This is a genomic window from Streptomyces sp. TSRI0281, from assembly GCF_001905125.1.
Taxonomy (GTDB): Bacteria; Actinomycetota; Actinomycetes; order Streptomycetales; family Streptomycetaceae; genus Streptomyces.
The window spans coordinates 1,071,367-1,084,774 of sequence record NZ_LWLE01000001.1 but is presented as its reverse complement, the minus strand read 5'-3'; the positions used below and the strand labels follow the sequence as shown (position 1 = coordinate 1,084,774).

The following is a 13,408-nucleotide window of genomic DNA, read 5'->3' as shown; positions in this document are numbered from 1 at the left end:
ACAATCGCTAGCGTGCGCCCGTGATGATGGATCTCAACGCGGACCTCGGTGAAGGCTTCGGGCACTGGACCCTCACCGACGACGACGCGCTCCTCGCCTGTGTCACCAGCGCCAATGTGGCCTGCGGCTTCCACGCGGGCGACGCCTCCGTGATGCGGCGGGTCTGCGACGCGGCGGCGGCCGGCGGCGTACGTATCGGGGCCCAGGTCTCGTACCGGGATCTGGCCGGTTTCGGACGACGCTCGATGGACGTGCCCGCCGCCGAGCTGACCGCCGAGATCGCGTACCAGATCGGTGCTCTGCGGGTCTTCGCGGAGGCGGCCGGTGCCACGGTCTCGTACGTCAAACCGCACGGCGCGCTCTACAACCGCGCCGTGTGGGACGACGACCAGGCTGCCGCCGTCATCGAGGGCGTCCGGCTCGCGGGCGGCGGCCTCGGCGTCCTCGGTCTGCCCGGCTCCCGGCTGCTCGCCCACGCCGGGGCCGCGGGCCTGCCCGCCGTTCAGGAAGCCTTCGCCGACCGGGCGTACACCGCGCGGGGCACCCTGGTCCCGCGCGGTGAGCCGGGCGCGGTGGTGCACGACGCGGACGAGGTCGTACGCCGCAGCGTCGGGATGGCCGTCGAGCGGACGGTGACCGCCGCCGACGGCAGCCGGATACCGGTCGCGGCGCGCTCGCTGTGCGTCCACGGCGACACCCCGGGCGCCGCGGCACTCGCGCGCCGGGTACGGGTGGCGCTGGAAGAGGCGGGCGTCTCGGTGCGGGCGTTCATGTGAGCGGGGCGCGTGGGGTGCCCGGGGTGCCCGGTGAAGCCGGGGGCGGCGAGGGCGGGGTGCAGGTGCTCCCCGCCGGGCGGCAGGCACTCCTGGTCGAACTGTCCCGCGGCGAACACGCCGAGGCATTCCACGCCGAACTGCTCCGCCGCCGCGCCCGCGGTGAACTCCCCGCCGTCCGCGAGATCGTTCCCGGCGCCCGTACGGTCCTCCTCGACGGCATCGCGGACCACACCCCCGACGCCATGGCCCGGTTCGCCCGCGCGCTCGCCTCCTGGCGGATACCGCCACTGCGCCGCGACACGGGTGCGGCCGTGGAGATCCCAGTCGTCTACGACGGCCCGGATCTCGCCGAGGTCGCCGCGGTCTGGGGCGTCGCCGCCGGCGAGGTCGCCCGCATCCACTCCCGTACCGAATTCCGGTTGGCCTTCTGCGGCTTCGCGCCCGGCTTCGGGTATCTCACCGGGCTGCCCGAGCGGTTGCACGTGCCCCGGCGTACGACCCCGCGCACCAAGGTTCCGGCCGGGGCGTTGGCCCTCGCCGGGCCCTACACCGGGGTCTATCCGCGTCCCTCGCCCGGCGGCTGGCAGCTCATCGGCCGGATGCCGGACCCGGACACCTTGTGGGACCCGGCCCGCGAACCGGCGGCGCTCCTGGGACCGGGCACGCGGGTGAGGTTCGTCGCGGCGGCGGCGGGGACGGGTACGGGGACGAGGACGGGGGACGCGACGGTGGAGCGGATGACCGAGCGGGACGTGGACGTTGCGGTGGAGGCGCGTCGATGACCCATGTACTCGATGTGATCCGGGCCGGTGCCCTGACCACCGTGCAGGACGAGGGGCGGACCGGCTGGGCGCATCTCGGGGTGGGCCGGGCCGGGGCCCTGGACGCACCCGCCGCCCGCCTGGTCAACCGGCTGGCCGGCAACCCGCCCGGCGCCGCCGTCCTGGAGACCACGGTCACCGGCTGCGCGGTCCGTCCGAACCGGGACGTGGTGGCCGTCGTCGGTGGTGCGGTGTGCCGGGTGACGGTGGACGGGCGGCCGGTTGCCTGGGGCGCCCCCGTACGCGTACCGGCGGGTGCGGTCCTCGACGTCGGACCCGCCGCGTCCGGCCTGCGCGGCTATCTGGCGTTCGCCGGTGGCCTCGTGCCGGAACCGGTGCTGGGCAGCCGCTCGGCCGACCTGCTCTCGGGGCTCGGGCCCCCGCCCCTGCGCGACGGCGACGTACTCCCGCTCGGCGTCCCGGCGGCGTACGGCCCACCGCTCCCCGACGCCGTGCCCTGGCCCGCCGCGCCCACCGAGCTGGTGCTCCCCGTGAGCCTCGGCCCCCGCCACACGTGGTTCACCGACGCCGCGCTGCGTACGTTCACCACCGCCGTGTACCGGGTCTCGCCGCACAGCAACCGCATCGGCCTGCGCACCGAGGGCCCGGCTCTGGAGCGGGCCCGCGAGGAGGAGCTGCCCAGCGAGGGCGTGGTGCTCGGGGCGGTTCAGGTGCCGCCGGACGGGCGGCCGGTGGTGTTCCTCAACGACCATCCGACGACCGGGGGTTACCCGGTTGTCGGGGTCGTGCCGGAACCCGCGCTCCCGGCGGCGGCGCAGGCCGTGCCGGGAACGCGGGTCCGGTTCGTCGTGGGCGGGTAGGGGCCTTCGTGTCGCAGCGCCCCGCTTCTTACGACCCCGCTTCTTACGACCCCGCTTCTTACGACCCCGCTTCTTACGACTCCGCTTTTTATGATCTGCTTTCTACGACCCCGCCTTGAACCCGCGCAGTCGCAGCGAGTTGCCGACCACGAAGACCGAGGAGAAGGCCATCGCGGCCCCCGCGATCATCGGGTTGAGCAGTCCGGCCGCGGCCAGCGGCAGCGCGCCGACGTTGTAGGCGAAGGCCCAGAACAGGTTCGTCCGGATGGTGCCGAGCGTCTTGCGCGACAGCCGGATGGCATCGGCGGCGGCCCTCAGGTCGCCCCGTACCAGCGTCAGGTCACCGGCCTCGATCGCGGCGTCCGTCCCGGTCCCCATCGCCAGGCCCAGATCGGCCTGGGCGAGGGCGGCCGCGTCGTTGACGCCGTCGCCGACCATCGCGACCGAACGGCCCTCGGCCTGGAGGCGCTTGACGACGTCGACCTTGTCCTCCGGCATGACCTCCGCGTAGACCTCGTCGATGCCGACCTCGGCCGCGACCGACTCCGCCACCGCCCGGTTGTCACCGGTGAGCAGGATCGGGGTGAGCCCGAGGGCCCTCAGCCGGACGATGGCTTCCGCGCTGGTGTCCTTGACCGCGTCCGCCACCTCCAGGACCGCCCGCGCCTCGCCGTCCCAGGCGACCGCGATCGCTGTACGGCCCGCGGCCTCCGCCTGCAGCTTCAGGCGCTCCAGCTCCACCGTGAGGTGGATCTCCCACTGCGCCAGGAGCTTCTCGCGGCCCACCAGCACCGCGTGGCCCTCGACGATGCCCTGGACTCCGAGACCGGGGACGTTGGCGAAGTCCTCGGGGGTGGGGAGTTCGCCGACTTCGGCGGTGGCTCCGGCGGCGACGGCTTGGGCGATGGGGTGTTCGGAGGAGTGTTCCAGGGCTCCGGCGAGGCGCAGGACGTCGGTTTGGGTGGTGCCTTCGGCGGTGTGGACGGCGAGGAGTGTCATCTTGCCGGTGGTGACGGTGCCCGTCTTGTCGAGCACGATGGTGTCGACACGGCGGGTGGTTTCGAGGACTTCGGGCCCCTTGATGAGGATGCCGAGCTGGGCGCCGCGTCCGGTGCCGACCATGAGGGCGGTCGGGGTGGCGAGTCCGAGGGCGCAGGGGCAGGCGATGATCAGGACGGCGACGGCGGCGGTGAACGCGGCGGTGAGTCCCGCCCCGTTGCCGAGCCAGAAGCCGAGGGTGCCGAGCGCCAGGGCGATCACGATGGGGACGAAGACGGCGGAGATCCGGTCGGCGAGGCGCTGGGCAGCGGCCTTGCCGTTCTGGGCGTCCTCGACCAGCTTCGCCATCCGGGCGAGCTGGGTGTCGGAGCCGACCCGGGTCGCCTCCACGACGAGCCGGCCGCCCGCGTTGAGCGTGGCTCCGGTGACGGAGTCGCCGACGCCGACCTCCACGGGGACGGACTCGCCGGTGAGCATGGAGGCGTCGACGGCCGAGGCGCCCTCGATCACGATGCCGTCGGTGGCGATCTTCTCGCCGGGACGGACCAGGAAGCGGTCACCGGCCTGGAGGTCGGCGGTCGGCACGGTCACCTCGCGGCCGTCGCGCAGAACGGTGACCTCCTTGGCGCCCAGTTCCAGGAGCGCCTTGAGCGCGGCGCCCGCCTTCCGCTTGGAGCGGGCCTCGAAGTAGCGCCCTGCCAGGATGAAGGCCGTGACCCCGGCGGCGGCTTCGAGATAGATGTTCCCGGCGCCGTCGCTGCGGCCGATGGTCAGCTCGAACGGGTGGGTCATGCCGACCATGCCCGCCGTGCCGAAGAACAGGGCCCACAGCGACCACAGGAACGCGGCCGACGTACCGACCGAGATCAGGGTGTCCATGGTGGCCGCGCCGTGCTTGGCGTTGGTCCAGGCGGCGCGGTGGAACGGCCAGGCGGCGTACGTGACGACGGGCGCGGTGAGGGTCAGCGAGAGCCACTGCCAGTAGTCGAACTGGAGGGCCGGGATCATCGCCATCGCGATGACCGGCACGGCGAGCGCCACGGCGGTGAGGAGCCGCTGCCGCAGGGGCCGCAGCGCGTCGTCCTCGGCACTCTCGCCGGGACTGTCGTCCCCGGCGCGTGAGACCGGGGCGGGCTCCTGCGCGGTGTACCCGGTGGCTTCGACGGTGGCGATCAGATCCTCTACGGAGATGTCCGCGCCCCGGTAGCTGACCTTGGCCTTCTCCGTGGCGTAGTTGACGGTGGCCTCGACGCCGTCCATCCGGTTCAGCTTCTTTTCGATGCGGGCCGCGCAGGAGGCGCAGGTCATGCCACCGATGGCGAGCTCGACCTCTGCTGCGGCGCCGGCGGTACGGGCCGCGTTGCTGGCTGCGGGTGCGGCGGGGTGCGCGGACACGGGTTCCTCCCTGGCGTGGTCCTGGATACCCCTAGGGGGTATCTGTTACTGCCTCATGTATACCCCTGAGGGGTGTAAAAGGCAAGTGGTTCCGGGGAGGGTTCCGGGGTGGTGCCTTCACTCGTCTGCGGCGTGCGCTCGCGTATCTTCGCGATCACGCGTTCACATGGAGAGCTGCGCCTTCAGGTGGCTGACCCGTAGGCTGACTATTGGACTAGACCTATAGCCGTTATCTGGAGGAATGGGGATCCATGAGCAACCGTGCAGTCCTGGAGGTGATCGCCCTCGACGCTGAGGACGCGGTCGCCGCACAGACGGGTGGTGCAGACCGCCTCGAACTGGTCACCGATATGGCGGCCGACGGCCTGACCCCGTCCCGGGAGACCTTCGCGGCGATCCGGTCCGCCGTGGACATCCCCCTGCGCGTGATGCTCAGGGTGGTCGACGGATTCGCCGCCGGTGACATCGACCTCCTGCTGGAGAAGGTGCGGGAGATGCGGGCGGAGGGCGCCGACGAGTTCGTCTTCGGCTTCCTGGACGAGGAGGGTTACCCCGACCTCGTGACCGTCGAGCGGATTCTCGCGGAGCTGGACGGCTGCCGGTGGACCTTCCACCGTGCCATCGACCGGGCCACGGACCGCGACGCCCTGCGCAAGCAGCTCGCGGACCTGCCCGGCCTCGACACGTACCTCACCGCGGGCTCGGCCGCCGGGGTCGACGAGGGCATCCCGACACTCCTCGCCGAGGCGGCCCGCACGCGCGAGCCGGGCTACGAGCCGCAGATCCTGGTCGGCGGCGGCCTCCACCTCCACCACCTGCCGCGCCTGCTCGCGGCGGGCGTCGACGCGGTCCACATCGGCGGCGCCGCCCGTCCGCGGGGCTGGTCGCACCCGGTGGCCTCGGCAGCGGTACGCGAGTGGCGCGAGGCCCTCGACGGCTGACGCACCGGTTCCGCTCCTCAAGTGCCGGAGGGGCTTGAGGAGCGGGGGCGACTTCGGCCACCTCAAGCCCGTCCGGCCACCTCAAGCCCGTCCGGCCACCTCAAGCCCGTCCGGCGATTGAGGACAAAAAGGGGGCCCGGGGGCGAGGCCCCCGGTTTCGGGAAGGGGCGGGTAGGGGATAGCCCCGCCGCAGGCGCCCCCGCCCCACCTACCGCAGGCGCCCCCGCCCCCCTACCGCAGCGCCCCCGGCAACCCCCCCGCATGCAGCACCGTCAGCCCCGACACAGCCCGGGTGAGCGCCACATACAGCCGCCGCAGCCCCGTCCGCTCGTCCGGCTCACCGTCGACCACCGCCGCCGGTTCGTCGAGCACCACGTAGTCGTACTCCAGGCCCTTCGCCAGCGACGCGGGCACCAGCGTCAGCCGTGACGCGGCGGTCGTCTCCTCGCCGGGGGACAGATACGCGTGCCCCGCCGCCGTCAGCGCCTCGGCCAGTGCCGGAATCCGGGCGTCGGCCGCGATCAGCCCGATCGACCCCTCATGACCCAGCGACTCCTCGCACGCCGCGACGACCGCCGCGTCCAGGACGTCCGCGCCCGCCACCTCCCGTACGACGAGCGAGCCCGGCGACTCACGTACCGACTCGACCGCCGCCAGGCCCGGTGAGATCTCCGGCAGCAGCCGAGAGGCGTACGCGATCACCTCGCGCGGCACACGGAAGCCCGCGGTCAGCTCCTCGACCACCGCGTCCGCCTTGCCGAGGTGGAACAGCGCCTGCGCCCAGCTCTCCGTCGACCATGGCGTCGTCCCCTGCGCGAGGTCGCCGAGCACGGTCGCCGAACCGGTCGAACAGCGGCGCCCCACCGCCCGGTACTGCATCGGGGACAGGTCCTGCGCCTCGTCGAGGACGACATGGCCGAGCGAGTGCGTACGGGCCACCAGGTCACCGGCCTCGTCGATCAGCACCGCGTCCGCCGCCGACCACTTCACGGACTTCACGCTCCGGGCGGGCTTCGCCCAGAGGATCCGCTTCTGCTCGTCCTCGCTGAGCAGCCCCTCCGCGTGAGCGGCCAGGAACTCCGCGTCCGACAGCAGCCGCAGCACCAGCTTCGCCGGGTCCACCGCGGGCCAGATCGCCTTCACGGCCGCCTTCACCGAGGGATTGCGGGCCACCGCGTTCTGCACCCGGTCGTCGGGAGCCTCGCCGGCCTCCTCCATCCGTACGAGGACGGAGTGCGCGATCCGTTGCGGCAGCGCCTCGTGGGCGGCGCCGTACCGCATGTCGCGGGCGAGCAGTTCGTCGACCATCTCCGCCAGCTCGTACGCGGGCACCCGCCAGCGGCGCGACCCGCGCACCACCACGACCGGTTCCGTCGGCGGCGTCACATGCGAACGGATCGCCCGCCGCAGCAGCTGTGCCATCCGGGCGTCGCCCTTGATGACGGCGGTGGCCGCCTCGTCCGTGCCCCGGACCTCGACGTGCGCCGTCACCAGGTCGTCGACGGTGGCCTGCTTCACCTCCAGCTCGCCCAGGGCGGGGAGGACCTGTTCGATGTAGTGCAGGAAGGACCGGTTCGGCCCGATGACGAGCGTGCCGGTGCGCGCGAGCCGGTCGCGGTGCGCGTAGAGCAGGTACGCGACACGGTGCAGGCCGACGGCGGTCTTGCCGGTGCCGGGACCTCCCTGGACGCAGACCGTGCCGCCCAGGTCACTGCGGACGATCTCGTCCTGCTCGGGCTGGATCGTGGCCACGATGTCGCGCATCGGCCCGACGCGAGGCCGCTCGATCTCCGTCTGGAGGAGCCTGCTGGTCCGCGCGGCCTCCGTCGGGTCGGTGAGGTGCTCGTCCTCGTACGCGGTCAGCTCGCCGGCGGTGTAACCGAACCGGCGGCGCAGACCGACGTCCTGGGGATTCTTCGGGGACGCCTGGTAGTACGGCTGGGAGACCGGCGCACGCCAGTCGATGACCATCGGGTCTCCGACGGCGTCGTGCACATGACGCCGCCCGATGTAGAACTGCTCGCCCTCCGCGCCCTCGGCGAGTTCGCCGCCGACCGGGTGCAGATAGTCGAGGCGGCCGAAGAACAGCGGGGTGTGGGAGAGGTCGGCGAGCGCTTTGATGCGGTCGTCGATCTGGGCCTGGAGCACGACAGCGTTGACCCAGTTCGCGGTGACATCGCGGATGTCGAGGGCCTGGACGTCCTCGCGCATGGCGCGCAGGGCGGCGCGGGACGCGGCGAGATGGGCGCGTTCGTGTGCCAGGGGGTCGGTGGTGGAATCGCTTTCTGCTACGTGCGCGGGCACGGTGTTGCCTCCGGCTCTTCAACGCAGGGCGGCGGACCGTGCCGCTCCGGTGACGACGGAGTCGGGCGGTCCGCTCTCAAGGGGCGTTCGCATGGGGTACGCGCGGGGACGCGCGTACGGGCTGTCGGCCGGTTTCCGTCCGGCCGACGGCGCTCCCCCGGCTGCCGGCATGAGGCCGGTACCACGGTGCGGGAGGCGGGCAGACCGGCGATTGTATCGATCACCGCCCGTCCCGTCGAAACGGTATCCGCGAACGGTGTCCGCACGTTCGTGGCCCGGACGGTATCGGCCGGTGGGCGTACGGCGGGTCGGTAACCCGTAGGGGACGGCGTGCGACCGGAGGTCTACCCGTGGGGGCGGCCGGTTCCGCCCGCAGACCGACGCGTTCACGGGGGTGGCCGGAGCACCATGGATACATGAGCACAGTCACCCTGAACCCACGCAGGACCGGCCCCGCGCACGGCGCGACCGCGGCCACCGGTCACCACCGGCCCCACCGTGTCGGCGACGCGCTGCGCGCCGTCAAGGTCTTCGCGCAATCGGCCTTCGGCGTCGTCGTCCTGGGGGAGTACGCGGAGGAGGCGGGAGTCCGCCGCACACGATGAGTACGTAGATCCTTCTTGCGCGTGTACGCAGATCCCTCCCGCGTGCGTACGTAGATCGCTCCGGCGTGAGTGCGAGGCCGCAGGCGCCGCGCAGCCGCCCCCGTCCCCGCCCTCGGCACCCCCGCCACCCGGCCCGGCCGCGCCGCTCGGCCGCTCCGTGCGGCCACCCCCGAGCCGCGGCCCTCGCCCCCTTCGCCCGGCCGCGCCGCTCAGTTGTCGGTCAGCAGCTCGTCCGCGTCGACGATCCGGTACGCGTACCCCTGCTCGGCCAGGAACCGCTGGCGGTGTGCGGCGAAGTCCTGGTCGATCGTGTCGCGGGCGACCACCGAGTAGAACCGCGCCTCGTGCCCGTCGGCCTTCGGCCGCAGCACCCGGCCCAGCCGCTGGGCCTCCTCCTGACGTGACCCGAACGTGCCCGACACCTGAATGGCGACGGTGGCCTCCGGCAGGTCGATGGAGAAGTTGGCGACCTTCGACACGACGAGGACGCTGATCTCGCCCTGCCGGAACGCGTCGAAGAGCTTCTCGCGCTGCGCGTTGCTGGTCTCGCCCTTGATGACGGGCGCGTCCAGGTGTTCGCCGAGCTCGTCGAGCTGATCGATGTACTGCCCGATGACGAGGGTCTGCTCGCCCTGATGCTTGCGCACCAGCGCCTCCGTCACCTTCCGCTTGGTCGCGGTGGTGGCGCAGAACCGGTACTTCTCCTCCGCCTCGGCCGTCGCGTACGCGAGCCGCTCCGCGTCCGTGAGATTGACCCGGACCTCGACGCAGTCGGCGGGCGCGATGTAGCCCTGCGCCTCGATCTCCTTCCACGGGGCGTCGAACCGCTTGGGCCCGATGAGCGAGAAGACGTCCGACTCGCGGCCGTCCTCACGCACCAGCGTCGCGGTGAGCCCGAGCCGCCGCCGGGCCTGGAGGTCGGCGGTGAACTTGAAGACGGGGGCGGGCAGCAGATGCACCTCGTCGTAGATGACGAGGCCCCAGTCGCGCGAGTCGAAGAGCTCCAGATGCGGGTAGATGCCCTTGCGCCGCGTCGTGAGCACTTGGTACGTGGCGATGGTGACCGGCCGGATCTCCTTGCGCGTACCGCTGTACTCGCCGATCTCCTCCTCGGTCAGTGAGGTCCGCTTCACCAGCTCGTGCTTCCACTGCCGGGCCGAGACGGTGTTGGTGACCAGGATCAGTGTGGTCGCCTTGGCCTCGGCCATCGCCCCGGCGCCGACCAGTGTCTTCCCCGCACCACAGGGCAGCACGACGACTCCGGACCCGCCGTGCCAGAACCCTTCGACGGCCTGCCTCTGGTAGGGCCGCAGCGCCCAGCCGTCCTGGTCCAGCTCGATGGGGTGCGCCTCGCCGTCCACGTAACCGGCGAGGTCCTCGGCCGGCCAGCCCAGCTTCAGCAGCGTCTGCTTGATCTGCCCGCGCTCGGAGGGGTGCACGGCCACGGTGTCCGGGTCGATCCGGGCGCCGACCAGCGGCGCGACCTTCTTCGACCGGAGGATCTCCTCCAGCACGGGCCGGTCGGTGCTGGTCAGCACCAGACCGTGCACCGGGTGCTTGGACAGGGTGAGGCGCCCGTACCGCGCCATCGTCTCGGCGATGTCGACGAGCAGCGCGTGCGGCACGGGGTAGCGGGAGTACTCCACCAGCGCGTCGACGACCTGCTCGGCGTCGTGCCCGGCGGCGCGGGCGTTCCACAGCCCGAGCGGGGTCAACCGGTACGTATGGATGTGCTCGGGCGCACGCTCCAGCTCCGCGAAGGGCGCGATCACCCGGCGGCAGGCGTCCGCCTGCTCGTGATCGACTTCGAGGAGCAGCGTCTTGTCGCTCTGGACGATGAGGGGTCCGGTCACGCGCTTCGGCCCTTTCTGCGGGGGGCGGCCACCGATGTGGCCAAACGTCCAGTGTGCCGCATGCGGGCCGGATGGTGCGTGGCTCGGGCCACAGAGCCCCGCCGACCGCGGGTACGGCGGGGCGGTGAGGCCGTGGGCCGGATCAACGCCGTCTCCTGTGTCAGAAGGACGGGAGCGGCGACTTCTCGGAGGTCACGCGCCTGTGCGAGCAGGCGGGAAGCGGGTCGCGAGCAAGGACCGGGGCGGCCATCCGGACCGGAGCGGCGACACTCTGACCGGCAAGTGGAACAGAGGCGCCACGGGCTCGGATACGTACGGGCGCTTCCGCGGCATGGACCCCGCCTGAGCCATACCGGCAGGTGCTACGGCTTCGCGTCGTCGGCCAGTTCCGCCACGCCCGTGATGCGGTGCAGCGGATAGGTGCGGACCTCGTCGGCCGTGTGGTCGTACGCCGTGACGAAGCCGCCCTCCACCCGGACCGGCGCGATCACCCGCTGGCTGGCCGCGCCCTCGGCGTTGACGTAGCCGATCCAGACCGCCGAGCCCGTCATGGCGGCGGCCTGGACCGTGGCCAGGGTCTCCGCCGACGTCGTACGGGGCAGGGAGCCCGCGGCCGTCGGGGCGGCGGGGCCCTCCCCGGTGTCCTTGCGGACGACCGTCGCGGCCGTGTCCCCGGCCCGGATCGCCCGCACCGCCGCGCCCAGCAGTGTCCCGTCGGGTACGGGCGGGCCCTCGGGCACGGGCACGGGGGCCGTACGGGGAGGGGTGCGGCGGGCGCCCGCCCGGGTGATCAGGACGTCGCCCTCGGCGGACTCGGCGGCCGGGGCGTAGCCCATCTCGCGCAGCCCTTCGAGCAGGGACGCCGGGTCGCTCTGGGCGGCCAGCACGGTCGGCGCGAGCCGGCGCAGCCGCAGGGTGGCCGAGCGCTTGTCGGCGAGGATCTCGTTCAGTACGGCCTCGTCGTCGCAGCGCACGTACGCGGAGGCGGCGCCGATCCGCAGATGGCCGTGGCGCCGGGCCACGTCGTCGATGAGGTAGCTGAGCGGCTGGGGCACCGGCGTACGGCTGTGCGCGGCCAGGAACGCGTGCAGGTCGGAGGCGGCCTGCCCGGCGTCCAGCGCGCGGCGCACGGAACCGGGCGTGAAGCGGTACACCGTCGCGCCGCCCTTGGACTCGACGTCCGCGAGGACCGACAGCGTCTCCGCCAGCGGGCGTTCCAGCGGTCCGGGGGCGACGGCCGTCAGGTCGGCCTGGAGCAGGACATGGCTGAGCGGTTCGGGGATCAGCGGGGCGAGCCGGGCGGCGGCCGCGGCGGGTCCGTCGGTCAGCAGCGCGCGGGCCTGCGAGGAGAGGGCGCCCCGGCCCGTGATGCCCAGCAGTTCCGCCTCGTTGACCGTCCACAGGGCGAGCCGGGACCGCAGGTCGGAGGTGTCCCCCGGCGAGGAGGGCGAGGCTTCGGCGGTACGGGGGACCCCGGGCGCACCAGGGGTTCGCGCGCCTCCGCGCAGGGGGCGTTCCCAGCGCAGCCGGGCCAGCAGCGTCACCGGGTCGGGCGCGGTGCCCGGCGGCAGCGCGGCGAACAGGGCCAGCACCCGGTGGCGTACCTCCGGCGCGGCCGAGCGGTCCAGTTCGGGTCCCAGGGCGGACAGCGCCCGGCCCTTGGCGTCCTGGCCGCCGACCAGACCGGCGGTGCGGGTGGCGGAGAGCCAGGCGGCGGCGAGCTGTGCCCAGCGGTCCTGGGCGGGGAGTTCCAGCCAGTCGTCGTAGGCCGGTGTCGCCGCGTACCGCTCGTCGCTCTCCCCGTCGGCGGCCAGCAGCCCGGCCGCGTAGGCGAGTTCCACCCAGAACGCGGCGATCGGCTCCGACACGTCCATCGCGTTGGCGGCCCGCTTCAGTTCGCGCACGCTCAGCCCGCCCGCGCGCAGGATCGCGGGGCCGCCGCCGTTCCAGAGCTTCAGCAGGTCCTCGATCGTGGACAGGGCCATGAACGCCTGACCGGCCGCCGCGCTGTCCACAGCCTGGGGATCACGTTCGGCGGCCGCCGCGACGACCGGTGGCACCGGCTCCGGTACGCGGTGGGCGCGCCCGGCCCGCAGATGCAGCGCCGCCTCGCGCGGCAGCACGACGGTGCGCGTCGACACCGGCAGCAGCAGCCCCCGATCGCGCAGCCACCGCACGGGCGGCGCGGGGTTCGGTGTGATCTCCCCGTACGGCGGCCCCCACACCAGCCGGTCCAGCACGGACAGCGCCTCGACCGGGGCGGTGTCCAGCAGCGCCGCCATCCTGGTCCGGTCCGTGAACAGCCCGGCCAGCGCGGTGACGGCCGAGACCGGGTCGTGGGTGGCGGGCAGCCCGACCGCGGTCAGGATCTCCTGGAGCCGGCCGGGCGACATGCCGGCCGTCGCCTCGGCGACGGTCGGGCCGAGACCGGTGGGGGAGGGGTGCTGCGGGGACGGGGCGAGCAGTTCCCGGGCCGTGCGGACCAGGCGCAGCCGGTCGTCCTCACCCCAGACGAGGGCCTGTTCGCGCAGGGTCGCCAGGGCGGCGGGCAGCGCGGCGGTGATCGCGGTGCCCGCGTCGTCGCGGTGGTCGCCGTCGTCCTGGCCGTCACCGGTGAGCAGCGAGAGCAGCGTGTCGTACGGCGCCGGGTCGGGCGCCACGGCCAGCGCCTCCGCGGTCTGGAGCGTGAACCGGTCGAGGTGTTCCAGTGCGCGGACGACGGAGGCACGCGTGCCCGCTCTCGTCGCGAGCTGGGTGATGTCGTTCGGTACGGGGCTGAGGAGATCGGGGCGGGCACGCAGCAGCCCGGCCAGCGATTCGTCGCCCCGGGCGCGCAGAGCTTCGGCGAGCGTGCGCGGTGGTGTGGTCGTCCCCATCCGTCCCACGGTAGCCC

At 73.2% G+C, this 13,408-nt stretch carries 9 protein-coding genes; 5 read left to right on the top strand and 4 right to left on the bottom strand.

All coding sequences use genetic code 11. The features are described from left to right. Positions 1-26: 26 nt before the first annotated feature. Genes A6A29_RS05050 through A6A29_RS05040 form a run of 3 tightly spaced genes read left to right on the top strand, consistent with a single transcriptional unit; the run spans position 27 to position 2,418 of the window. The gene (locus A6A29_RS05050; protein WP_073719006.1) at positions 27-776 is read left to right on the top strand and encodes a LamB/YcsF family protein; all 750 of its coding nucleotides are present in this window, start codon (positions 27-29) and stop codon (positions 774-776) included. Positions 777-799: 23 nt separating this feature from the next. Beyond that, positions 800-1,558 carry a 5-oxoprolinase subunit B family protein gene (locus A6A29_RS05045; protein WP_241838320.1) on the top strand — a complete coding sequence of 253 codons (759 nt, stop codon included), beginning with the start codon at positions 800-802 and terminating at the stop codon, positions 1,556-1,558. After that, a complete protein-coding gene (locus tag A6A29_RS05040; RefSeq protein ID WP_073718648.1) occupies positions 1,555-2,418 on the top strand; it encodes a biotin-dependent carboxyltransferase family protein in 864 nt (287 codons plus the stop codon). The genes A6A29_RS05045 and A6A29_RS05040 overlap by 4 nt, the downstream gene beginning before the upstream one ends. 102 nt (positions 2,419-2,520) lie before the next feature. Here the strand turns inward: A6A29_RS05040 and A6A29_RS05035 are convergent, their stop codons facing one another. Further along, complete coding sequence (locus A6A29_RS05035; RefSeq protein WP_073718647.1) at positions 2,521-4,812, bottom strand: heavy metal translocating P-type ATPase; 2,292 nt, start codon at positions 4,810-4,812, stop codon at positions 2,521-2,523. Between the two features lie 251 nt (positions 4,813-5,063). On the opposite strand from A6A29_RS05035, the gene A6A29_RS05030 reads away from it, so the two are divergent. Then, positions 5,064-5,753, top strand: coding sequence for a copper homeostasis protein CutC (locus tag A6A29_RS05030; RefSeq protein WP_073718646.1), 690 nt, complete (start codon positions 5,064-5,066; stop codon positions 5,751-5,753). A 231-nt stretch (positions 5,754-5,984) separates the two neighbouring features. On the opposite strand, the gene A6A29_RS05025 is transcribed toward A6A29_RS05030, so the two are convergent. After that, positions 5,985-8,057 carry a HelD family protein gene (locus tag A6A29_RS05025; protein WP_073718645.1) on the bottom strand — a complete coding sequence of 691 codons (2,073 nt, stop codon included), beginning with the start codon at positions 8,055-8,057 and terminating at the stop codon, positions 5,985-5,987. A gap of 416 nt (positions 8,058-8,473) precedes the next feature. On the opposite strand from A6A29_RS05025, the gene A6A29_RS05020 reads away from it, so the two are divergent. Continuing rightward, on the top strand, positions 8,474-8,662 hold the full coding sequence (locus A6A29_RS05020) for a hypothetical protein (protein WP_073718644.1): 189 nt from the start codon (positions 8,474-8,476) through the stop codon (positions 8,660-8,662). Between the two features lie 209 nt (positions 8,663-8,871). Here A6A29_RS05020 and A6A29_RS05015 read toward each other — a convergent pair whose 3' ends face one another. Both A6A29_RS05015 and A6A29_RS05010 read right to left on the bottom strand, forming a co-directional pair. Continuing rightward, positions 8,872-10,515: a DNA repair helicase XPB gene (locus tag A6A29_RS05015; protein WP_073718643.1), complete on the bottom strand. Its 1,644-nt coding sequence runs from the start codon at positions 10,513-10,515 to the stop codon at positions 8,872-8,874. Positions 10,516-10,877: 362 nt separating this feature from the next. Next, the gene (locus A6A29_RS05010) at positions 10,878-13,391 is read right to left on the bottom strand and encodes a helicase C-terminal domain-containing protein (RefSeq protein ID WP_073718642.1); all 2,514 of its coding nucleotides are present in this window, start codon (positions 13,389-13,391) and stop codon (positions 10,878-10,880) included. Positions 13,392-13,408: the final 17 nt, after the last annotated feature.

Excerpts from the sequence above, each read along its gene's own strand:
- A6A29_RS05050 (WP_073719006.1), top strand. The coding sequence starts at position 27 with ATGGATCTCAACGCGGACCTCGGTGAAGGCTTCGGGCACTGGACCCTC.
- A6A29_RS05040 (WP_073718648.1), top strand. The coding sequence starts at position 1,555 with ATGACCCATGTACTCGATGTGATCCGGGCCGGTGCCCTGACCACCGTG.
- A6A29_RS05030 (WP_073718646.1), top strand. The coding sequence starts at position 5,064 with ATGAGCAACCGTGCAGTCCTGGAGGTGATCGCCCTCGACGCTGAGGAC.
- A6A29_RS05020 (WP_073718644.1), top strand. The coding sequence starts at position 8,474 with ATGAGCACAGTCACCCTGAACCCACGCAGGACCGGCCCCGCGCACGGC.
- A6A29_RS05010 (WP_073718642.1), bottom strand. The coding sequence starts at position 13,391 with ATGGGGACGACCACACCACCGCGCACGCTCGCCGAAGCTCTGCGCGCC.